This window comes from Aquimarina sp. 2-A2 (assembly GCF_045505135.1).
In the GTDB taxonomy this organism is placed as follows: Bacteria; Bacteroidota; Bacteroidia; order Flavobacteriales; family Flavobacteriaceae; genus Aquimarina; species Aquimarina intermedia.
The window spans coordinates 1,136,719-1,160,474 of the sequence record NZ_JBJKFI010000001.1; the positions used below are offsets into that span (position 1 = coordinate 1,136,719).

The 23,756-nt window shown below is 37.5% G+C and carries 22 protein-coding genes; 17 read left to right on the forward strand and 5 right to left on the reverse strand.

Translation table 11 applies throughout. The features are described 5' to 3' along the window. Positions 1 to 19: 19 nt before the first annotated feature. From pcaF to ACJRPK_RS05190, 5 genes are all read left to right on the forward strand, one after another. The gene (gene pcaF / locus ACJRPK_RS05170) at positions 20 to 1,231 is read left to right on the forward strand and encodes a 3-oxoadipyl-CoA thiolase (protein WP_407138736.1); all 1,212 of its coding nucleotides are present in this window, start codon (positions 20 to 22) and stop codon (positions 1,229 to 1,231) included. 106 nt (positions 1,232 to 1,337) lie between these two features. After that, complete coding sequence (gene paaZ, locus ACJRPK_RS05175; RefSeq protein WP_407138738.1) at positions 1,338 to 3,836, forward strand: phenylacetic acid degradation bifunctional protein PaaZ; 2,499 nt, start codon at positions 1,338 to 1,340, stop codon at positions 3,834 to 3,836. 96 nt (positions 3,837 to 3,932) lie between these two features. Continuing rightward, positions 3,933 to 4,685: an enoyl-CoA hydratase/isomerase family protein gene (locus ACJRPK_RS05180; protein WP_407138740.1), complete on the forward strand. Its 753-nt coding sequence runs from the start codon at positions 3,933 to 3,935 to the stop codon at positions 4,683 to 4,685. A 29-nt stretch (positions 4,686 to 4,714) separates the two neighbouring features. Continuing rightward, a complete protein-coding gene (locus tag ACJRPK_RS05185; RefSeq protein ID WP_407138742.1) occupies positions 4,715 to 5,314 on the forward strand; it encodes a transferase hexapeptide repeat family protein in 600 nt (199 codons plus the stop codon). Positions 5,315 to 5,379: 65 nt separating this feature from the next. After that, a complete protein-coding gene (locus ACJRPK_RS05190; protein WP_407138744.1) occupies positions 5,380 to 6,114 on the forward strand; it encodes a DUF3050 domain-containing protein in 735 nt (244 codons plus the stop codon). Between the two features lie 8 nt (positions 6,115 to 6,122). Here the strand turns inward: ACJRPK_RS05190 and ACJRPK_RS05195 are convergent, their stop codons facing one another. Then, complete coding sequence (locus ACJRPK_RS05195) at positions 6,123 to 6,596, reverse strand: Lrp/AsnC family transcriptional regulator (protein WP_407138746.1); 474 nt, start codon at positions 6,594 to 6,596, stop codon at positions 6,123 to 6,125. Between the two features lie 169 nt (positions 6,597 to 6,765). On the opposite strand from ACJRPK_RS05195, the gene ACJRPK_RS05200 reads away from it, so the two are divergent. From ACJRPK_RS05200 to ACJRPK_RS05250, 11 genes are all read left to right on the forward strand, one after another. Continuing rightward, on the forward strand, positions 6,766 to 8,085 hold the full coding sequence (locus tag ACJRPK_RS05200; protein WP_407138748.1) for a dihydrolipoamide acetyltransferase family protein: 1,320 nt from the start codon (positions 6,766 to 6,768) through the stop codon (positions 8,083 to 8,085). A gap of 232 nt (positions 8,086 to 8,317) precedes the next feature. After that, entirely contained in the window at positions 8,318 to 9,403 is a 1,086-nt protein-coding gene (locus ACJRPK_RS05205) for a branched-chain amino acid aminotransferase (RefSeq protein ID WP_407138750.1), read from the forward strand. Positions 9,404 to 9,563: 160 nt separating this feature from the next. Then, entirely contained in the window at positions 9,564 to 11,639 is a 2,076-nt protein-coding gene (locus tag ACJRPK_RS05210) for a thiamine pyrophosphate-dependent enzyme (RefSeq protein WP_407138751.1), read from the forward strand. 578 nt (positions 11,640 to 12,217) lie between these two features. Continuing rightward, positions 12,218 to 12,670, forward strand: a complete 453-nt coding sequence (locus ACJRPK_RS05215; RefSeq protein ID WP_407138753.1) for a GNAT family N-acetyltransferase — start codon at positions 12,218 to 12,220, stop codon at positions 12,668 to 12,670. Positions 12,671 to 12,984: 314 nt separating this feature from the next. Next, a complete protein-coding gene (locus ACJRPK_RS05220; protein WP_407138755.1) occupies positions 12,985 to 13,176 on the forward strand; it encodes a hypothetical protein in 192 nt (63 codons plus the stop codon). A gap of 227 nt (positions 13,177 to 13,403) precedes the next feature. After that, complete coding sequence (locus tag ACJRPK_RS05225) at positions 13,404 to 14,348, forward strand: hypothetical protein (RefSeq protein ID WP_407138756.1); 945 nt, start codon at positions 13,404 to 13,406, stop codon at positions 14,346 to 14,348. 353 nt (positions 14,349 to 14,701) lie between these two features. Further along, entirely contained in the window at positions 14,702 to 15,607 is a 906-nt protein-coding gene (locus ACJRPK_RS05230) for a DUF5018 domain-containing protein (protein ID WP_407138758.1), read from the forward strand. 55 nt (positions 15,608 to 15,662) lie between these two features. Next, positions 15,663 to 16,838 (forward strand): hypothetical protein, encoded by a 1,176-nt coding sequence (locus ACJRPK_RS05235; protein WP_407138760.1) that lies wholly within the window; start codon positions 15,663 to 15,665, stop codon positions 16,836 to 16,838. Between the two features lie 62 nt (positions 16,839 to 16,900). Beyond that, positions 16,901 to 17,230, forward strand: coding sequence for a DMT family transporter (locus ACJRPK_RS05240; protein ID WP_407138762.1), 330 nt, complete (start codon positions 16,901 to 16,903; stop codon positions 17,228 to 17,230). Between the two features lie 154 nt (positions 17,231 to 17,384). Continuing rightward, entirely contained in the window at positions 17,385 to 18,173 is a 789-nt protein-coding gene (locus ACJRPK_RS05245; RefSeq protein WP_407138764.1) for an NYN domain-containing protein, read from the forward strand. A gap of 94 nt (positions 18,174 to 18,267) precedes the next feature. Then, the gene (locus ACJRPK_RS05250; protein WP_407138766.1) at positions 18,268 to 19,101 is read left to right on the forward strand and encodes a mechanosensitive ion channel family protein; all 834 of its coding nucleotides are present in this window, start codon (positions 18,268 to 18,270) and stop codon (positions 19,099 to 19,101) included. Between the two features lie 267 nt (positions 19,102 to 19,368). Here ACJRPK_RS05250 and ACJRPK_RS05255 read toward each other — a convergent pair whose 3' ends face one another. From ACJRPK_RS05255 to ACJRPK_RS05270, 4 genes are all read right to left on the reverse strand, one after another. After that, positions 19,369 to 20,721: a T9SS type A sorting domain-containing protein gene (locus ACJRPK_RS05255; RefSeq protein WP_407138768.1), complete on the reverse strand. Its 1,353-nt coding sequence runs from the start codon at positions 20,719 to 20,721 to the stop codon at positions 19,369 to 19,371. Positions 20,722 to 20,927: 206 nt separating this feature from the next. Further along, on the reverse strand, positions 20,928 to 21,542 hold the full coding sequence (locus ACJRPK_RS05260; RefSeq protein WP_407138770.1) for a DUF4230 domain-containing protein: 615 nt from the start codon (positions 21,540 to 21,542) through the stop codon (positions 20,928 to 20,930). A gap of 120 nt (positions 21,543 to 21,662) precedes the next feature. Further along, on the reverse strand, positions 21,663 to 22,196 hold the full coding sequence (locus ACJRPK_RS05265; protein WP_407138772.1) for a DUF4136 domain-containing protein: 534 nt from the start codon (positions 22,194 to 22,196) through the stop codon (positions 21,663 to 21,665). A 74-nt stretch (positions 22,197 to 22,270) separates the two neighbouring features. Beyond that, positions 22,271 to 22,450: a DUF5522 domain-containing protein gene (locus ACJRPK_RS05270; RefSeq protein ID WP_407138773.1), complete on the reverse strand. Its 180-nt coding sequence runs from the start codon at positions 22,448 to 22,450 to the stop codon at positions 22,271 to 22,273. Positions 22,451 to 22,805: 355 nt separating this feature from the next. Between ACJRPK_RS05270 and ACJRPK_RS05275 the strand changes: the two genes are divergently transcribed. Then, positions 22,806 to 23,756 carry a 1-aminocyclopropane-1-carboxylate deaminase/D-cysteine desulfhydrase gene (locus ACJRPK_RS05275; protein WP_407138775.1) on the forward strand — a complete coding sequence of 317 codons (951 nt, stop codon included), beginning with the start codon at positions 22,806 to 22,808 and terminating at the stop codon, positions 23,754 to 23,756.

Sequence of the window (23,756 nt, forward strand, 5' to 3'; positions counted from 1 at the left end):
TAATTTAAAATTTGATATTTTGAAAGAAGCATATATAATCGACGGAATACGAACACCTATAGGAAGTTATAAAGGTACCTTATCAGCTGTACGAACAGACGATTTGGGTGCTATGGTGATTCAAAAATTGGTAGAAAACAATCCGGAAGTTCCAAAAGAAGCTTTTGATGATGTTATTATGGGCTGTGCTAATCAAGCAGGAGAAGACAATCGCAATGTAGCTCGTATGGCTTCATTACTGGCGGGTTTACCTTTTACTGTGCCTGGAGAGACGGTTAACAGACTTTGTAGTTCAGGTTTATCAGCGATCATCCATGCCAACAGAGCGATTAAAGCAGGTGATGGAGATTTGTTTATTGCTGGAGGTGTTGAGAATATGACAAGAGGACCCTACGTCATTGCAAAACCATCATCAGCCTTTGGTACAGATGCAAAAATGTATGACTCAAGTTTTGGTTGGCGTTTTGTCAATAAAAAAATGCATGATCTCTATGGTACCGATGGTATGGGTAATACAGCTGAAAATCTGGTAGAGAAATATAATATTAGTCGCGAAGATCAGGATGCTTTTGCCTATCGCAGTCAAATGAAAGCTACAAAGGCACAAGAGTCCGGACGATTTGATAAGGAAATAATGACAGTTGAGATTCCGCAACGTAAGAAAGATCCAATTCTTTTTTCGCAAGATGAATTTATAAAGCCTACGACTACTAAGGAGATTTTGGCAAAGTTACGTCCGGCGTTTAAAACCGATGGTAGTGTAACTGCTGGGAATTCTTCCGGTCTTAACGACGGTGCTGCAGCCACATTGATCGCATCCAAAGATGCAGTGGAAAAATATAATTTAAAACCATTAGCACGAATTGTCAGCTCTGCAGTAGTTGGTGTAGAGCCTCGTATAATGGGAATAGGACCGGTACAAGCATCAAATAAAGCGTTGGCAAAAGCCGGAATAACCATGGAAGATGTGGATATTATCGAACTCAATGAAGCTTTCGCTTCGCAAGCTTTAGCATGTATCCGAGAATGGGGATTAGCAGATGATGATCCTCGTATAAATCCAAACGGTGGATCCATCGCAATCGGACACCCATTAGGTGTTACCGGGGCAAGATTAGCCTACTCTGCTGCTTTAGAGTTGAAAGAACAGAACAAACGATACGCACTAATTACCATGTGTGTCGGGGTAGGACAAGGGTATGCAGCTGTTATTGAAAACGTGAATATTTAAGATTAAGATGCTTGCTTGAGCGAAGTCGAGAGGTTTCGCAGAATATAGACAGACAAAATAGAATCGAAAAACTTAGTCAGTTTTTTAAGGATAAGAAAACAACGTTATGAATAAACTTGAAAATTATATTAACGGAAAATGGGTAGCAGGAACAGGTGACGGAACCCCAATGCACGATGCAGTTACGGGCGACCTGATCGCCGTATCAACCACCGATGGATTGGATATTCCGGAAGTATTACAGTATGGTAGAACCAAAGGAGGCGAGGTACTGCGTAAAATGACTTTTCAAGAACGTGGTAATATGCTTAAGAAACTGGCGCTCTATCTTACCAAACGTAAAGAACAATTCTACGATTTGAGCTATAGATCGGGAGCTACGCGGGTGGATAGTTGGATAGATATCGAAGGAGGATTTGGTAATTTATTTGCCAACGCCTCTTTGCGTAAGCTCTTTCCTAATCAATCATATCATGTAGAGGGGGATCCCATAGACCTCTCTCGTGGCGGACGCTTTATGGCACATCATATTTTGGTACCGAAGCGCGGAGTAGCAGTCCATATCAATGCTTTTAATTTTCCAATTTGGGGAATGTTAGAAAAATGTGCAGTCAACTGGATGGCTGGTGTTCCTGCAGTAGTTTTGCCTGCACCACAAACCGCTTATTTGACTGAAGCAGTAGTACGCGTTATTATAGATTCAGGTATTTTGCCCGAAGGCGCATTACAATTATTAAGTGGAATGACAAAGTCGATTCTCGATACCGTGGAGTCACAAGATGTCGTCACTTTTACCGGATCTGCACACACGGGTAGAATTTTAAAAGCACACCCGAGGTTGATCGAAGAATCTGTTCCCTTTACCATGGAAGCCGATTCATTGAACGCCTCAGTATTAGGTAAAGATGCAGTCCCAGGTACACCGGAATTTGATTTATTTATCAAAGAAGTTCGCAAAGAAATGACCGTAAAAAGTGGTCAAAAATGTACAGCAATACGACGTGTTATAGTACCGTCAGATCGTATTGAGGATGTGCAAATTGCTTTGGCAAATCAATTAAATAAAATTACTATTGGTGATCCACGTCTCAAAGAAGTGCGCATGGGAGCATTGGCAAGTAAACAGCAAGTGGAGAGCTTTAAAAACAACGTTTCTCAAATTGCTCAAACAGCTCAATTGGTTTACGGAGATCTCGATAGTATTGAAACGATAGGAGCAGATGCTCAAAATGGAGCTTTTGTGAGTCCTATCATTCTAAGAGAAGACAATCCGTTTACTAATACAAAAGTGCATGAGATCGAAGCCTTTGGTCCGGTGGCAACCATAATGCCGTACGACACACTTGAAGAAGCAGTGCAACTCTCTCAAAAAGGAAAAGGTTCGCTCGTATCATCGATATTTACTTATGATGACAAAATTGCCAAAGAATATATCGTGGAAGCGGCTTCGCATCATGGACGTATACTTGTCGGGAATCGTGAGAATGCAAAACAAAGTACAGGTCATGGATCTCCGTTGCCAATGTTAACACATGGAGGCCCTGGCCGTGCCGGCGGAGGTGAAGAAATGGGAGGTATGCGTGGCATCAAACATTATATGCAGCGTTGTGCTATTCAGGGAACACCCACTACTTTAACTGAAGTGACCGGTATTTATCAGGCAAACGGTGCCTATAAAGAGACCGATAAACACCCATTTGCGTATCATTGGGAAGATATTGAACCTGGGATGTCGCTTAAAACACATAAACGTACGATCACAGATACTGATATTATCAATTTTGGTAATCTTACCTGGGATCACTTCTATGCCCATACCGATATCACTTCTTTAGAAGGTAGTATTTTTGAACAACGTACAGCGCACGGCTATTTTATATTAGCCGCGGCAGCAGGTTTATTTGTGTACCCTAATAAAGGTCCGGTAGCAGCGAATTATGGATTAGAAGAATGTCGTTTTTTACGACCGATCTATCATAATGATACGGTTTATGTGCGGTTAACGTGTAAACAAAAAATTGATCGCGATCACCGTGGTGAAGATTTACCTAGCGGAATAGTAAAGTGGTTTGTTGAGGTTTTTGATCAGGAAGAGGAACTAGCAGCCGTAGCAACCATATTGACCATGGTGCAGAAAAAATCACCATTTGTTCAAATCGATCGTTCCAATGTGGCTCAGTATCTGGAGAGATTGACTGAAGCTTCAAAACCACAATGGGGCACCATGACAGCACAGCACATGGTGGAGCACTTTGAGAAAAGTTTCAAGATGGCAGCTGGAAGCTATCAGGACTTTGAGATTGCAACGCCAGAGCAGTATCTGGAACGTGTAAGAGAGATGGTCTTTAATCACGAGCCTATGCCAAGAAATCATAAACATCCCTTGATGAAAGAGGACGGTTTGGATCCATTGAATCATGAAGACTTACTGACGGCTAAAGAAAAACTTTTGGAAGCATACGATAACTATATTCTGTATTTCAAAGAGAATCCGAATGCAGTCACAAAAAATGCCGTGTTTGGTATGATGAGTCGATTTGAATGGGATTTACTAAATGTGAAACATTTTAATCATCATTTCAACCAGTTTAATCTGTTGGATTAGAGATAAGAAATCAAAAATATAAAACTGAAAAAGGTTAAATGTAAAAGTGACCGACTTTAATATTTATTATTTTTCATTCAAAATTTATTATTACAAATGACAGCACCCTACGTAACAATAGATGTTAATAATGAAATAGGAACCATTGAGTTCTTTCATCCCGCTCATAATTCATTGCCAGGCGATATTTTGGCTCAATTAGCAGAGACTATCACTAAGGCAGGAGAGAATGATGTGATAAAAGTTATTATTCTTAAAAGTGGAGGAGATCGTACATTTTGTGCCGGAGCCAGTTTTAAAGAATTGATCTCCATAAATGATGCAGAGACAGGAAAGGTCTTCTTTTCGGGATTTGCCAATGTGATCAATGCCATGCGCAAATGCCCAAAATTTATTATAGGTCGCGTACAAGGTAAAACCGTGGGAGGTGGCGTAGGAGTTGCTTCTGCCACAGATTATTGTATGGCTACTCAATACGCTTCAATCAAACTTAGTGAGTTGAATATTGGGATCGGACCTTTCGTTGTAGGACCAGCGGTAGAACGTAAAATGGGGCTGTCTGCAATGTCACAGATTGCTATTGATGCCAATTCATTTTATGATGCACAATGGGCAAAAGACAAAGGACTATTTACGCAGGTGTATGAAGATACTGAGACCTTGGACGAAGAAGTATCTAAATTTGCTGCGCATTTGTGTACTTACAACCCGGAAGCGATCAAAGAAATGAAAAAAATATTCTGGGAAGGTACTGAGGATTGGGATACTAAATTGGCAGAACGTGCAATTATTAGCGGTAAACTAGTGTTGTCTGAGTTTACCAAAGAAAAATTAAAAGGATTTAAGTAAAACTCCGGTTTCCAATATTTCAAAAAGGTATGATCTATTCATTTAAAGGCTATATTCCCGTGGTACACGAAAGCAGTTTTGTGCACCCACTAGCTGCAGTAACTGGCAATGTGATAATTGGTAAGAATTGTTATATAGGCCCTGGCGCTGCAATTCGTGGAGATTGGGGAGAAATAATTTTGGAAGATGGAGTCAACGTACAAGAGAATTGTACAGTTCATATGTTTCCCGGTAAGTCTATCGTTTTAAAAGAAAGTGCTCACGTGGGTCACGGAGCGGTTATTCATGGGGCTAATTTAGGGAGAAATTGTCTGATCGGAATGAATGCGGTGATTATGGATGATGCTGAGATTGGTGATGAATGTATTGTTGGTGCTATGTCTTTTGTTAAAGCTAAAAGTGTTTTTGCAAACCGAAGCTTAATTGTAGGGAATCCAGCGAAAGTAATTAAAGAAATTAGCGACGAAATGATTATCTGGAAAACCAAAGGTACCCAATTGTACCAGCAATTACCTCAAGATTGTTTCGAATCGTTAGTCGAGGTTGAGCCTTTGAGAGAACTACCTAAAAGTAGACCAACACAAGAAGCATTTTACAAAACGCTGGAAGAGTTCAAAACAAAAGAGTAAAGAATACAAAGTACATGTCAAAGATTAAAGAAACAATTACCCAATTACAACCGTTAAGAGAAAAGTTGCTTAGTCACTCGCTATATGACCATATAGCAACTATTGAAGATTTGCAACGTTTTACTGAAGCACATGTTTTTGCTGTGTGGGATTTTATGTCGCTGCTAAAGGGGTTACAACAACATTTGACCTGTGTCACTTTGCCATGGGTGCCCTCAGCAAACCCCACAACACGACGCTTCATCAACGAAATTGTGTTTGGTGAAGAAAGTGATATCGACGCAGAAGGTCAGCCGATGAGTCACTATGAAATGTACTTAGAAGCGATGCAACAATTAGGTGCGGATACTTCGACTATTCGGTCTTTTGTCACTCAGATTTCTCAATCTAAATCTTTGGAAGATGCTTTTAGTGCAATTACGATTCATCCTTCTGTTCGAGAATTTATAAGTTTTACATTTGACGTACTAGCAACCAACAAACCTCATATCATAGCGGCTGTTTTTGCTTTTGGAAGAGAAGATTTAATCCCTGACCTTTTTATCGCTTTGGTGAAAGGTTTGGCAAAAGATAAAGCGCAACAATTAGACAAGTTGGTGTATTATCTGGAGCGACATATTGAACTTGATGGCGACGAACACGGACCAATCAGTTTGCGTATGGTAGAAGAACTTTGCCAGCAGGATACTGAAAAATGGGAGGAAGCAACAAGATATAGCCAGTTAGCATTGCAAAAGCGAATCGACTTATGGGACGGTATTTACCACACGATTGCCCAATCGGAAACAACACCGGTGTAATCAAATAGCTACGGAAGTAAATTTTTAAGATTTAGTTGCGTTGTCTGTTTTCCTTTAGATAGTGCGACATAGCTTTGTACACTCCCCAGATAGGGAAGCAAGGTCAGTTTTGTAATAATAAACTGTTCATAGGCTTCTACATCTTCTACGACCAATTTTAGGAGATAATCAAAATTTCCTGTAACCCGATAACATTCTACAACTTCAGGGAAGTCATTAATCTGCTTTACAAACTTTTCAAGATAGCTACGTGTATGTCCTTGCAAAGTAATACCGATAAAAACGGTTTGCTTAAAACCTACTTTCTTCTCATTCAGCAGGGCAGCATATTTATCTATATAGCCTTCTTTTTCTAATTTTTTGATCCGTTCGAATACCGGGGTCGTTGTCATTTTTAGTTCCTCTGCTAAGCTTTTGGTTGTACGATTACTATTTTCCTGAAGTAATTCTAAGATTTTTATGTCGATTGCATCAAGCTTCATGGGATGATTATTTGGGTTCATAGCGTATTCAAACGCTTAAAAAGAAAAATAAAATGTAAAAAACAAATATAAAGAATAAACGACTGCTTGCAGCTAAATTTAAAGGCGTAATTAAAGACAAATGTGGATTGTTTGTTATTTTTACATAAATAGCAGAATTTCAAATAAGATGTCAAAAATTGAATTAAAAATGCCCAAAATGGGTGAAAGTATTTCTGAGGCCACTATTATCAATTGGCTTAAAAATGTGGGTGATGTTGTAGAGGCAGAAGAGACGATCTTAGAAGTAGCTACCGACAAAGTAGATACAGAAGTTCCTGCTCCCAGTTCTGGTGTACTTAGCGAAATTCTTTTTGAAGCCAATGAGGTTGTTGAGGTCGGTACAGTAATTGCTATTATTGATGGAGATGCTTCGGCAACATCAAAGAATGCCAAACCAAAAAAAGAGACAGCTACCAAATCAGAGAAAAAAGCTGTTAAACCAGAGCCGGCAGTTATTGCTGATCCTGCGCAGCCAGCGGTAAGCGATTTTTCGTCACTTACTTCTAACCCTGACGCCTTTTTATCTCCTTTAGTACTCAGCATAGCACAAAAAGAAAACTTGTCTTTACAAGAAGTCCAGGCAATAAAGGGAACAGGTACCGATGGGAGAATTAGAAAGAGTGATGTGATGCACTACCTTAAAAACAGAAAGCATCCTTTGCCCAATAGACCAACCGCAGTAGCACAACAATCTCCTGTATCAACCTATAAGGCACCTCCCATCGCTTTTGATGAAAGTAAAGATCGCATTGTAGAGATGGATCGTATGCGTAAGATGATTGCCGATCATATGGTGTATTCAAAACATACCTCTCCGCATGTTACCAGTTACATCGAGGTTGATGTAACCAATATGGTAAACTGGCGAAATGCTGTCAAGAACGATTTTAAAGAAAAGTATGGGGAGAAATTGACTTTTACACCTTTGTTTGTTGAGGCGGTATCCAAAGCTATACTTGCTTACCCGATGATTAATGTATCGGTAGATGATAAGAAAATCATAGTGCATAAGGACGTACATATCGGTATGGCAACAGCGCTACCTAGCGGAAATCTTATCGTTCCAGTGGTGCGTAATGCAGATGAGAAAAATTTGTTAGGCCTAGCCAAGAACGTGAATCATTTGGCTACCAATGCCCGTAATAATAGTTTAAAACCCGATGAGGTGCAAGGAAGTACCTTCACCATATCTAATGTGGGGACTTTTGGAAGTTTGATGGGTACGCCAATTATCAATCAACCTGAGGTTGCTATTCTTGCCTTGGGAATTATTAAAAAACGTCCCGAGGTTATCACCACGGATAAAGGAGATGAGATTGCAATACGCAGTATGATGTACTTGTCCTTATCGTTTGACCATCGTGTAGTTGATGGTTTTCTGGGAGGTTCATTTTTACGTAAGATTGGAGATGAACTAGAAGCATTTGATCCCAACCGAGAGATTTAAATCTCTCTTCAATTTGTCAAATTGAGGTTTGTTAGGTCGAGCGGAGTCGAGACCTGACAATTGGAATTAACGACAGAGCCTGTCTTGAGCCCAGACAAAAGGCTCGACCTGAGAATCGGGGAAAGACAAATAAATCAAATACGCAACCTGACTATCGAAGTTAAGTGGCTTGAAGCGTCAAGAAAGTTAAATAATAATATATCAAAATACCCTCATATAAATACAAGAAACCATGAGTAGCGATAAGACACATACCATTGAAATTACAAAAACTTCAACGTCTGGATTAGCAGAGATTGACTTTAATAACATACCGTTAGGGCAAACTTTTACCGATCATATGTTTATCTGCGAGTATGCTGATGGAAAGTGGAACAATCCCAGAATAGAGCCATTAGCTATGATACCTACACACCCGGCAGCGATGGCCTTGCATTATGGTCAAGCTATTTTTGAGGGAATGAAAGCCACAGTTGGTAAAAATAATATTCCCCTATTGTTTAGGCCTGAGGAAAATGCCAAGCGTTTTAATTTCAGTGCAGCTCGCTTAGGAATGCCCGCAGTACCTACCGACTTATTTGTAGAAGCGGTGAAACAATTGGTCGCTGTTGAGCATCAATGGATTCCGCCGCAAGATGGTAGTGCCTTGTATTTACGCCCTTTTATGTATGCCGACGAACCTTTTATTGGAATGCGCGCCGCTACGAGTTATAAATTTATAGTGATTTGTTCTCCTGCCGGTCCGTTTTTTACCAAAAAAATCCGGTTGTATGCAGAGACCGATTATATCCGTGCAGCTGCTGGCGGAACAGGAGAAGCAAAAGCTGCGGGAAATTATGCAGCTGCGATCTTACCGACCGAAAAAGCAAAAGCTAAAGGATTTGATCAAGTATTATGGTTGGATGCTAATGAGCATAAATACATACAGGAGGTAGGAACCATGAATATCTTTTTTAAGATTGATGGAAAATTTATAACTCCAGAAACTGACGGTTCTATTCTAAAAGGAATTACACGTGATAGTGCCATTACTTTATTGCGAGACAAAGGATTTGAGGTAACGGAACGACCGATAACTATCGACGAAATTATGTTAGCTTCCAGTGAAGGAAAATTAGAAGAAGCATTTGGAACAGGTACGGCTGTAGCTATCGCCATGATTGAAGCTATCGGCTATCAGGAGGAAATAATCACATTGCCGACGACTAATCCTGTGAGCATAGATGTGAAAAGCACGATTGATGCCATAAAAACTCAGGCTACAGAAGATAAATTTGGTTGGATGGTGCCTGTAGACCTTACTGTTGAAAGTGCATAATTAAAGAGGTTAAGTTGATGTTATCGAGCAAGGGATAGAAGTGGCATCCTTTTATTTGACCGTCAGGCGGAAAATAAAAGATATAGCGAATAGCCCGACCCCTTGGGGTTGCTCCTAAAAGAAATGTTTAAAAACGAATTGCGTTTTAAAAAATAAAAATATGTTAGCTGAAAAAACAATTGCCAAAGAAGTTTTAAAAGAAGCCTTTACCAAAATGTGTACGGCCAAAAGCATGACCGAGTTGTATGAGGATAATTTTAAAGTGGTGTCCAAATATGTACACGCCACTTCTCGCGGACATGAAGCTATACAACTGGCAACGGCCATGCAGTTATTACCGCAGGATTATGCATTTCCGTACTATCGTGATGATGCTATGTTACTGGGGATTGGTATGCGTCCGTATGATTTAATGTTGCAGTTATTGGCAAAAAAAGAGGATCCGTTCTCGGGTGGGCGAACGTATTATTCACATCCCAGTTTACGTGATATCGATAAACCAAAAATTCCGCATCAATCTTCTGCTACAGGGATGCAGGCAATTCCGGCAACGGGTGTTGCTTTAGGAATGCAGTACAAAGAATTACTTGACATCAATGATGATTCTGATAAGAAGGAGCAATCAAAAGCACCGCTGGCCGTATGTTCGTTAGGAGATGCATCGGTGACCGAGGGTGAGATCGCAGAAGCTTTTCAGATGGCAGCCTTAAAGCAACTACCTATTTTGTATCTGGTACAAGATAACGGTTGGGATATTTCGGCAAATGAAGCCGAAACCCGAGCGCAAAGTGCGTTTGATTACGCCAAAGGATTTCATGGACTCGAAGCTATGACAATCGACGGTGCAAATTTTACAGAGAGTTACCTTGCCGTTGAAGAAGCGATTCGTATCATACGCGAAGAACGCAGGCCGGTACTGTTACATGCCAAGGTCCCATTGCTTAACCACCATACCTCGGGAGTACGTATGGAATGGTATCGAGATGATTTGGAAGAAGCACGTAGCCGCGATCCTTATCCTGTGTTACGCCAACAATTATTGAATAGTGGTGTTAGCGAAAAAGAAATCGCAACTATTGAAAAAGACACAAAAAAATTAGTGGCTAAGGATCTTGAAGAGGCAATGAAAGCCGAAGATCCTACTCCCGAAGATTTATTTACACACGATTTTGCGCCCACTCCAATTACCGAAGAACAAGGGGAGCGTTCACCCGAAGGCAAAGAAGAAGTGGTAATGGTAGATTGTGCGTTATTTGCGGTCGAAGAACTTATGCGTAAACACAAGGAATGTTTATTATATGGACAAGATGTAGGTGGTCGATTGGGTGGTGTTTTTAGAGAGGCAGCAACCTTGGCTGAAAAGTTTGGTGATGAGCGCGTCTTTAACACCCCAATACAAGAAGCTTTTATTGTAGGTTCTACAGTGGGTATGTCGGCGGTTGGATTAAAACCGATTGTTGAGGTACAATTTGCCGATTATATTTGGCCCGGACTGAATCAATTGTTTACCGAGGTAAGTCGTTCTTGCTATTTGTCTAACGGTAAGTGGCCGGTATCTATGATTCTACGTGTACCAATTGGAGCGTATGGTAGTGGAGGACCGTATCACTCTTCTTCGGTGGAATCTGTAATAACCAATATACGCGGACTTAAAATTGCGTATCCAAGTAATGGTGCAGATCTCAAAGGTTTAATGAAAGCAGCGTATTATGATCCTAACCCGGTGGTGATTTTGGAACATAAAGGCTTGTACTGGTCCAAAGTAAAAGGAACAGAAGCTGCGCGGACTATCGAACCGTCAGAGGATTATGTGTTACCCTTTGGAAAAGCCAAGGTCGTGCAACAAATATGGCCGCAAGATGAAGAGGAAACCTTGAGTGTGATTACTTATGGTATGGGCGTGCATTGGGCCTTGCAAGCGACTAAAGATATGAAGGCAAAGGTAGAGATTGTTGACTTGCGAACTTTATATCCGTTGGATGAAGCTACGGTTATGGAATCGGTAAAGAAAACTAAAAAATGTCTTGTCGTAACCGAAGAACCAAGTAACAACTCATTTGCACGCGCGCTGGCAGGAAAAATTCAAGAAGAATGTTTTAAGTATCTGGATGCTCCTGTTATGACCATCGGATCAGAGAATATGCCTGCTATACCATTAAATAGTACACTTGAACAAACAATGATACCCTCGGCAGCTAAAGTGAAAGCAAAAATCGAACTATTGTTGAACTATTAAGTTGGTATAGTACTTAGTTTTAAAACAAGAGACATCCGTTAGGAAAAGTAGATGCTTTTATTAATGGATGTTTTTATTTTCCTTCCGCACATGATTTTATAATCAAAGATGAGCTCCAGATTCTTTATCGAGGCACCACAAATTTTCGTTTCAAGTTTAATATCAAAAAAACATCTATTCCTTATCCTGAGCTTCAACTCGCCCATAGCTCTCGCTATGTCGTCTTCAAAGGAAGGAAGGAGTACAAAAGTCTCCCTTTGAAGGGAGATTTAGAGGGATGTATTTTAAAGGTGAACACATGAGAATTTAAGAAATACCGTATATTTAGGATTGAATTTTTTAGTCACTGAAAGTTGCATCTACTTCATGCCACATCCCTCAATTATCTAATAGGTAAATTTACAAAACCTCATATCATAGATAAAGAAACCCTGTCTAAGTGGATCGCTACTATTGAAGTTTTTCCTGCTAGCATAAAAAACTCACAAAAAATTTAAGTCCGCAGGAACTAGAAAAAAATATATACCTGGGAATCAGGACTAATCATAAATACTAAAATACAACTTATAAACACTTATATGAATACACGAAAAGCCACTCCAGACGATATAATCCCACTCTCAATATTATTTGATGCGTATCGAGTTTTTTATAAGAAAAAATCTGATCCAGAGGCCGCACAGAATTTTTTAAAAGAGCGAATTACTCAAAACGATTCAGAAATATTGGTTTGCGAGACGGCCGATGGTATATTGGCAGGTTTTACACAACTCTATCCACTGTTTTCATCTACGCGTATGCAGAAATTATGGTTACTTAACGATCTCTTTGTGGATAAAAAATATAGAGGGCAAGGCCTTTCAATACAATTAATCAACCGAGCTAAAAAGTTGGTGGTGGAGACAAATGCGTGTGGTATGTTTTTGGAAACTGAAAAGTCTAATGCCATAGGAAATGCCTTATATCCGCGTGCCGGGTTTTCACTTAATACGAATTCGAATTATTATGAATGGAATGCCTCCAATTACTAAGCAGCTCGTGTTGAGTATAGATTTTTAAAGGTTGGAAGTGTTTTTTATCTGAATCTTATTCTTTGTTTTGGTTTTTGTCTTGTTTCCCCAGGCGTAGAATACACTAACTAAAATTAATTAGTATACTTACAAAGTTTCATTTAGATTTTCTGTTTTTAGAATAATTGCGATTTTATAGAATGGAATGAGGATAAATTAAAAAATTAACTTTTAAGGTGCTACTTCATCCTCACAATCTTGAATCACGATATTTTTACTTTCTTCCTTCACCCAAGTAATGTATCTTGCCATATCATTACACTTAAGGACACACCATGAGATACACCTACATTTTGATCATAGCAGGTTTAGCACTTCTAAATCTGATCTATACCTTTATTAAAACTGAATCAAGCTATGAAATTTTTGGATTTGCTATCAACCTATGGACCTATCGTCTTATTTGGGCGATGATGGTGGTGCTTTGCGTATGGAATTATTTGGTTAAAAAGAGGAGCGCTAAGTGATATTTAGTAGCTGATAGTGAGTTTGTAATAAAACGCGAAAAGTAGATTGTAGGACAACTCATGCGGGTGTTAATCAATGTACTATATCTAGAAGAATCCTGCTGTAAAAGAAAACTGTCAAATTTGCTGTCAGATTATCAAAAGATCCTAAGATTTCCTACAGTAATACTATGGCAACATACTACACAAAATAATTGTATTTAATAACGACCAGAAAACAACAGTTTATGAGTAGAGTTTTAATTTATGTATGTCTTCTCCTAAGCTTACCATGCTGGAGTCAAAAAGGTGAAACAGCTAATTCGACATTAGAATCATTAACAAATTTCACGAATATTAGAGATTTTACAGTATCTACATCAGGACTAGAAGGGTATTGTACAATTCAGAGTCCTTTAGGTGAGGTTTCTTATATCGTAAGAGTTCAAAAAACGGACGCATCGGGTTGGAGTAATCCACAATTAGTTCGGTTTTCCGGACAATTTATGGATCTTGAACCATTTTTGAGTGGTGATGGTTTAAAATTATATTTTGCTTCAAACAGACCTCTCGATAGTATTAAAAGCAAAAGTAAAGATTTTGATATCTGGTATGTCCAAAGAGATGATCTTGCTTCATCATGGAGTGATCCGATAAATTTAGGAACACCAGTCAATACCAAAGCCGATGAATTTTATCCCTCTATAGTAGCGGATGGCTCTATTTATTTTACCAGTACCCGAACCGGGACAAAAGGAAAAGATGATATCTTTTATAGTCAATTACAGGAAGGAGAATTCAAAGCACCCATCTCGCTTGAAAAAATTAATACAGAAGGATATGAATTTAACGCCTATGTTTCTCCGAAAGAAGATTTTATGATCTTTACGGCATATCAAAGAAAGGATGGGATGGGTAGCGGAGATTTATATATAAGTTATAGGGATAAAAATAAAAAGTGGGGGAGTTCAATAAACTTGGGAAATGAAATCAACTCATTGGCAATGGATTATTGCCCTTACTACGATTTTAGAACACATACCTTGTATTTTACCAGCCGAAGAAGTGTAATCGAAAACGACAAGAAATATAAATCCTTAGAAGCAATAGAAAAAGCTATTAATGTTTATAGCAATGGCTATAGCCGAGTTTATGATATAAATTTTGACCCTGAGAATTATATCAAAATATAATACAAGAAGAAAGGTCGAACAAAATAAAATAGAACTTAAATTAGCAGCTCAGCTGTCACAACCATTGGGGCACTTCGTTCCAAATCACATCAAATTTCTATAGTTGATTGAATTAGAATTCAAAGATTTATAGACTTTAAAATGCAGGAAAATTTTAACAAATTCAATTATAAATTTAATAAAATTTTATAATTGTTTACAATCTTTGTAGATTTGCTACAACTCAAAACCTTATCACCTGTACACATTACGTTTATTCGATTCTAAAATTATTAGAAACCGAAAGCTTTATATACCCGGAGCTTTTCAAAGATTAACTTATATTTTTAATTACTAATCATAACCTTTATTTTATGAAACAAATTTATTCTTTAGCTATTTTTATAATAACAGTCATTTCTTTAGTTTCTTGCAGCAGTGATAATTCTGATAGTAGTGATAGCCTAGAGGACATAGATAATGAAGTAATACTTAGCAATGAAAATTCAATTACCGAATTTAAAGTCAAAATAAAAGATCAATATATTAACGGATTTATTGATGATGAATCTTCTACGATTTTGCTAGAAATCGCACCCGACTTCGACCTCCTTAATTTACGTCCTGAAGTAAGTATTTCGGAAAATGCATCTATTTCTCCTAATGTAGATGTAGCTATAGATCTTAACAATATAGTGAATTATACAGTAACTGCTGAAGACGGGTCTGCTAAAAGCTATGAGATAAGCACATTTACAGGGAACTTGCTGAAAAATCCTAATGGAGATAATAATGGTCAATTTTGGAGATTTGATGGGGAAACTGGGATTTATCCAAACGAAAATGAAGCCAATATCTTTTATGTGACGGCAAATGAAGGGGACTTTAGCCCTAGCATAAATCAATTTATAGAGTTCGTGGGCGATTATAGTGACAAGTTTATTCTATTTATCGGAAACCTTACTACAGAGAAAGTTGTCGAAGATTCAATTACCAGACACCCTTATTTATGGGCAGTGCAAAGGGGACAGTTCGAAGCAGACGCTTGGCCTTATATGCAAGGAATGGGTCATAGAGAAGGTGCAAATGTTTGGGAAGTTGTTCATGGCGTTCACAAATTATTGCCTAACGTTACCGGAACTGAGTTTCAAATGTCTCAAGGAAGTATGGTTGGTGATCCGTATGATGGAACCACCTGTAAATTCAAAAACTTGGAAGTACGTGTTTTCGAATCTGAAGCAGCAGCAAAGCACTATGTTGCTAAAATATACAAAGGATAAGTCTTTATTTAGAAATTCTCAAACGTAAAGTTTAAAACACATTAGAATCAGATTTATGAATAAAATCACTTTATTTTTATTATTATCCTTAGGGATGCTTCAAGTCTCATGCGAGTCTGAAGAAGAAATTAGTAATGAGAATTCTATTCTTACTTTTCAAATTCAAAAAGATAGTTTTACAAAGGATTTTGAAATTGGAGAAAATAGTATTCAAGGTTTTGTAGAAAGTGAAATAGTACTTACAGAGCTTACTTTAAGAGTTACTACTTCTAGTAAGAGTGCAATTTCTCCCAATCCTGAATCTATAACTGATTTGACTGAACCTGTAGAGTTTATTGTAACTGCTGAGGACGGTAGCCAAAAAAAGTATGTAGTTGATATTGTTAGACAACTTAGCAATCAAAACTCAATCTCAGTATTTGAATTTCAAAATGGTCAGTTCACAAGTAGAGCAAGAATAGATGAGACTACCAATACAATAGAAAAAAGAGTGCCCGAATCTGTTGATCTTAATAATCTTCAAGTGAACCTTGTCTTTTCTGATAGAGCCACTATTGTTCCTAACCCAACAGAAATAGTGAATTTTACAAATCCTGTGGAATTTTTAGTAACTGCTGAGAATGGAGATCAAAAACGATATACCGTAGTAATAGAAAACACAAGTATTCCTACAAGCGAGGCTTGCGAAACAACAAATGCCTGGAAATGGTTGGGAGGAGATAATAGAACAGGAGTACCTAATTTAGAACCTTATGATCGTAATGTGGGAACTGGTCAAAGTGTTATTATGGATGAAGATTTATCTTTATCGACCTTTAGCGCATATTTTGACCGTCCACTTAGATATGATAATCCGGAAACTGGTCCCTTTAACGGAGAGGTCTCAATTAAATTACAGATAAGATATCCCAATGGTGTTGAATTGGCATCTGCTACCAAAACTAGATCAAATACTACACCATTAGGTTGGTTTACATTTGATCTTTCTGACCAACAAATATTTTTGGAGGCAAACATGCAATATAATTTTACATGGTACATAATCGATGGCGATAAATTAGGCGTGACCACCTCCTCTCCCGGTAATAATTCTGAGCAAGGGGTTGGTTTTTGTTATACAAATGGCTTTTCTGGTCAGTCCAAAATAAGTGAGGGAACAAGTTTAGAAGAATGGTCTCGCTGGGGCGAACATCCTTGGCATTTTAATATTAAAATAGAAGGAAAAAAATAAATTTAGAGACTAGCTTCCATTACTCGTTTTATACTCATAAGTTTATAGCAGATTTATAGCTTATGAGTTGGATACTATTAATAATCGCTGGATTGTTTGAGGTAGCTTTTGCGTTTTGTCTGGGAAGAGCAAAAGAAGTCAATGGAATTACAGCAACCTACTGGTATATAGGCTTTTTAGTATGTTTAACGACCAGTATGTTGCTGTTAATTAGAGCAACACAAGAATTGCCTATAGGTACCGCCTATGCCGTCTGGACTGGTATCGGTGCGGTGGGAACTGTTCTTGTAGGCATTTTTATTTTTAAAGAACCGGCTACATTTTGGCGATTATTTTTTATTGTTACCTTAATAGTATCAATTGTGGGACTTAAAGTTGTTGCAAGTAGTTAGTTTTTTAATTGTTCAACCCCTTTTGTTTAAGGAAAGCAAGCTTTGCAATGATTATTGTAAGCGATTGAAATCTTAAAATTTAACCTGCATTTTCTTAAAGCTTAAAATCTTCCGCATAATTATATGTAATTTGTCGATCAGATAATTACAACTTATGAAAGATGTTAACTTAGCCGTTCTAATTGATGGCGATAATATACCTTCCTTTTACGTCAAAGAGATGATGGAAGAAATTGCAAAATATGGTAATCCTACCATAAAGCGTATCTACGGAGACTGGACCAATCCCTATCTTACCAAATGGAAAAATATACTACTCGAGAATGCTATTACACCTATCCAGCAATACGGGTATACTACCGGTAAAAATGCTACTGATTCAGCTATGATAATTGATGCTATGGATATTTTATATTCTGGGAAGGTTAATGGATTTTGCTTAGTATCCAGTGATAGTGATTTCACACGTTTGGCAACCCGACTACGAGAAGCGGGAATGCAGGTTTATGGTATTGGGGAAAAGAAAACTCCGGACCCCTTCATTGTAGCTTGTGATAAATTTATTTATTTAGAAATTTTAAAACAAAAACCAGGAACTGAAGAAACAAACGGAACCAAAGAGAGACCTCAGAAAAAAGAAAATCTGGATGTAATTACTCCGAAGGTAATTAGAATGATTGCTGCAACGATATCTGATCTCGAGGATGATGACGGTTGGGCATTTTTGGGTGATGTTGGAAGCTTAATACAAAAGAAACAACCCAATTTTGATTCCCGTAATTATGGATTTCAGAAATTAACACCTTTAATAAAATCGATAAAGGAGTTTAAGGTTGAACAGCGTGAAACATCAAAAGGAAAAGCCAAACTTATTTATGTAAAAAATAAACCGAAAAGAAAGCCAACTACTGCAAAAAGAAAACCGACATCAGTCAAGAACTAAATTGTTGGGATCTTTTAACAAAATTTAAACGAGCGGAATACGGTGAAAAATGTTAAAATTAGTAATATTTGTGCTGTTTAAACAAAAGATATTTATGGAAAGATTTGGACTAACAGAAGAGAATTGGGATCAGTTTGTAATATGGCTCTGGGATTTTATTCCCGGTTTAATTGCAGCTGTGGTTATATTAGTAGTGGGCCTCTGGGTTATAAAAGTGCTGACAGGCATGTTAAAGAGGTTTTTTGACAGAAAAGAATATGATCTCGCTTTAGAAAAGTTCATTTATGATTTGGTAAGCGGTGGGCTCAAAGTTCTGCTGGTTATTTTGGTGATCACACAATTCGGAGTAAAAACATCATCTCTGGTGGCAATTTTAGGTGCTGCTGGTTTAGCGATAGGCTTGGCCCTACAAGGTTCGCTGGCTAATTTTGCCGGTGGGGTGTTAATTTTATTTTTCAAACCTTTTAGAGTAGGTGATTTTATTAAGGCTCAAGGCGTATCGGGAACGGTTAAAGAAATAACAATATTTACGACAAAGCTGTTGACCTTTGGAAATCAATTGGCTATCATACCCAACGGACAACTGTCAAATGATAACATTATAAATTATTCTGAAGAAGGTAAACGCCGTGATAATATTACGATTGGAATTTCTTATGAGAGTAACATTAAGCTAGCCAAAGATATTTTGATGAATTTGGTTACTGAGCACGAAAAAGTTATGAAAGATCCTGCGCCACAGGTAGTGGTGTCAGAGTTGGCTGACAGTTCAGTTAATCTCTCACTAAGATACTGGGCTTTAAATGAAGATTTCTGGGACATACATTTCTATGTTATTGAAGAAGCTAAAAAACGTTTAGAAGCTCAAGGTATATCACTTCCTTTTCCTCAGCGCGATGTGCATTTATATACTACAGAAAAAGCATAATACAAAGGTGATTGTTCTAATTTCAGGAAGCCGTCAGTAAGTTGAAATTGTATCAACTTATTTCAGGACGGGACATATATAAAATAAAAAGCATCGATTTAATTTCGATGCTTTTTTATGGAAACGTTTTAAGAATTTTATTCAGAATGTTATGTGGAGAGTAAACTCATTTGTGATATTAACATAACTGCCTTTGATCAGGGATACTTTTAGCCTCCGTATAACAATACCTTTAGTTTAACAATAGATATATTTGAAGGCGGCGTTTTATTTAATTATAATTTTAAGAATTCTATCTTCTGTATTGTCGGTCGTAGAAAATATTCTAAGAAAATATAATCCCGCTCCATATGGAGTCAAATCGACGGGTTGTTCTGTATCGGCAACAGGTTCTTCCGCTAATATTTTGCCGGTATATTCAATTATTTGTACCCAACTATTTTCTGCATTAATATTTTTTAAATATACCATTCCGCTTGATGGGTTCGGATAGTAGTTAAACGTTTTGTCAACTTCTTTGTCTATCTCTTCAGCTACCTCTTCGCCCTGGTTATCACCATCAGGATTCTCACCGCCAGCTTCTTCTTCCTCTTCTTCCTCTTCTTCCTCTTCTTCCTCTTCTTCTTCCTCTTCTTCTTCCTCTTCTTCCTCTTCTTCTTCCTCTTCTTCTTCTTCTTCTTCTTCTTCTTCTTCTTCTTCTTCTTCTTCTTCTTCACCCTCATTATCCCCACCGGTATCTTCGCCATCGGTTGCTTCATCTGTCGTTATAGATTGAGAAAAAAGCCAATCCCATACCACACTATTACCGTAGACCTTTGTCCATGCATTATGTCCACCATCTTTGTATAAGGTGAATCCAAGGGTGCCTGTTGGTACAGATACCTGTTCTACAGCGGTCCATGTCCTTGATGTTTGATCAAAACTCATGGTATAATCCACTTCGGGCTCAATTTCATCTTCTGTATATGGACAAGAATCCATTACTGTGATGCCAGTATTAGCAATACGATCTACGTTGATTACAGTTTCTTGGTAATCCACAAAATTATCATCGATGTTATGGTGTGCCCATATTGCTGTTTGTAGTAGGCTTTCTGATGGATCCGAAACATGAGTCACTCCGCAAATTGGTATAGCGGCAGCGATTTTATCACCGTAAGTATCCAACGCATTCCATGTACTGCTACCTCCAGAGCTCAATCCGGTTAAATAGACACGGGTAGAATCAATTGGGTACTGCTGCATAATATAATCGTACATCAATTTTGAAGCTGTCCCGTCAAAAGAAAAATCTGGTGATTGTGGAGAAATTATAATAGCTTCGAATTCTTGACCCCTCTCTATTAATGGAGGAACACCATGATTAAGTATTTTGACCAATTCATCATTTCCATTTCCTCTACCGGCACTTCCATGAAAAAAAATCAATAACGGATATTTCTTAACACTATCATTAATAAAGTCAGTCGGAAGGTACTCGTAATAACTGTATGGTGCAGCTGTACTGTCCTTGAAGACAGCAGTTTGCTCTCCGGGATTACCAAAAGGAGCTTGAGCTGATGCGGTAAACATCACGCTAAGGAGCAAGATAAAAAATGAATTAAATCTAGTAATTTTCATGACCATACATTGACTATTATAAATTTCCTTTGAAGAGGGTTTTAGGAAATCGCAAATTTTGAGATCATAAAAGTACAAAAATGTGCTATTGCATCTTGATATTTAACTATTTCTTATCGTTTTAAACTACTTGGTAATCAAAACTTTAACAATTTTGTTTTTTGGCATTGCTCAAATTGTCTATAAGAAACTGATTTTATGGGCTTCTAAAGCTCAAAAGCTTCATTAAAGTTTTTATTTGATATGGGGGTATTGTTATATTTCAAGGTCCATCCCAAAGAGTTAGTGAGTATGTAAATCTGATTGAGTTCGCTCAATAATCTATTTTGTGAGTTTTGAAGCATTGAAGATTTTTTTATAGAAGCTAAAAGCTGCTTTTTAACTTGTTTTTGAATTAAATTATGATCTTCAGAGGTAAAGGGGTTTAAGAAATCCTCTTCGAGGTGATGATATTTGATAGTGGGATTAATATCAATTTCGGGTGATGGAATGGCACTTAAAACGATGGTTTTGGTATCCTGGTCGATACTGTGATTTATTTGACGTAAATCATAAGAAATACTAACTTTTGCATTAACTACTACAACTGCTTTTTTCTCTATCGTAAGGATATCAAGATAAAATTTCTTTGCATTTTTATAGGTAATAACTTCAGAGAAATGTCCTTCGTTCACGACTAATTTACCTGTGTTTTTAATTTGATCTGCTATCAGTTGTGATGCTTCCAACGTTTGGGAGTTTGACTGAATCTGATTGAAAAAGTATAAAAATGTAAATACTAGTATGAATGCTGCTATAGTGCCTAAAATAAAATTTCGCATATGTCAAAGATTTTTGGTTAAGGGCAAAATTTGTAATGCGTTTGGTGAGTTAAATGTACGCAAAAAAAAAGCCCTTCATAAGTCGAAGGGCAAGTTATATTTTAAAAGCAATAAGGATTCTTATAATTGCGGTGGATACTTGGCTAAAATAGCGTTTACAATCTCGTTAATGCGCTCCTGTTTTTTGTCGACATCTTTGGTAAGTGCTGCTGTACCCATACCTTGCCAGATTAATTCTTTTTGTTCGGCATCAATTAAATCAATGTATAACGTTCCCTCTGTTGTTCGGGATACATTATTATACCCCATGTTCCAATACCAGGGATGCCATCCCCAACCATAACCCCAACCCCAGCCGAAATTATTCTGATTAACATTGACATTTTCTCTTGTTTTGGTAAAGATGCTCACCAACATATCCGGTGTTTCCGATTTTGTAAAACCTTTAGCCTGCATATCTGCTTCTATAGCTCTAAGAATTCTTTTTTTATCAAGATCACTTATTTCAGCTTTATCAATACCTGGTTTAAAAAAAGCAAATGTTTTGTATTTATTAAAGTTAGCTTGCTTATCATAGTCAGAAGCCACGCGCACAGTAGAGCAAGAACTCAATGTTATGATAAGGATTAGCGATAAAAGAGAGAAAGCTTTCATAATCCTAGTAGTCTTTTAAATTAATATATTAGTTTTCAATATAATGACATCAATAATTGTACCAGTAAAATAAATCATTTATCTGTTTTATATTGATTCGTTTTTTTATCGTAACCATAGGGACAATGTCTGCATCCGCTCTCGCAACAATACCCTCTGCGTAGATGATATTGTTCGGTAAAGCATCTGTAGCCTTCTGGAGTCAAATAATAATCACCTTCTTCAGGTTTTAAATTTTTCTTAGAATTGTTCATAGATACAAAAATAGTATCTTGCGATGATATGCCGGTAATTGTTAACAAATATCTTATAGGACGTCACTTTGTGGGAGTAGCCCTATGGCCGTTTATTGTTGTTAAAAATGAGGGTTTAAAGAGAGATGCTACGTTTATTAATCACGAAAGAATACATTTGCGACAACAAGGAGAACTTTTAGTAATTCCCTTTTATTTTGTTTATTTATTAGAATATTTGATCAGAATAATACAATATAAAAATCTAGAAATTGCGTACCGCAATATATCATTTGAAAGAGAGGCTTACAGCAATGAGAGCAATCTTCAATATCTTAAGAAAAGAACATTCTGGAGTTTTTTAAAATATAGGTAGATGACACCTTCTTTCACATTAGAAGACAAAATTATAAGCAGAAATGATTCTGTAAACAGCACCCTTTTGGCTGAAAAAGGAATTTCATTACATGTTAAACGGGAAGATTTAATTCATAAACATATTTCCGGAAATAAATTCAGAAAACTAAAATATAACGTCAAAGCTGCCCAGAAAGAAGGCCACACAAAACTTCTAACCTTTGGAGGTGCATTTAGTAATCACATAGCTGCAACAGCGGCTGCAGGGAAACTAGTAGGTATGCAAACGGTGGGGGTTATACGTGGAGAGGAGCTAGGAGTCAATTTGGAAAAGACATTGTTACAAAATGAAACCTTGCGTTATGCGGTTTCTCAAGGAATGCAGTTATACTTTATAGATAGAACCTCCTACAGAGGAAAAGAAAGTAAAGAAATACTAACACAACTTCAGAATCAATTCGGAACTTTTTATCTCATACCTGAAGGCGGAACAAACGAATTGGCCGTTCAAGGCTGTAAAGAAATCTTAACCGCAGTTGATGCAGATTATGATGTTATTTGTTGCTCCGTAGGAACAGGGGGTACTATTGCTGGAATTATTGAAACTGCACTCTCACACCAAAAGGTTTTAGCATTTCCCGCGCTAAAAGGAGATTTTGTAGAAAACATGCTGCTTACACACACCACAAAAAAAAATTGCAAAGTAATCAATACGTACCATTTTGGAGGCTATGGAAAAGTTACAGATGAGTTGGTAACATTTATAAATACATTTTACAAGACGTATCAAATTCCTTTGGATCCTATCTACACGGGAAAAATGATGTTCGGTATTTTTGATTTAATCAAGACTGATTATTTTAATAGAAATACTCGTATTTTAGCGATTCATACAGGAGGAATACAAGGGGTAGCCGGAATAAATCATAGATTAAGGCAAAAAAATAGCCCTCAAATTAAAATATGTTGA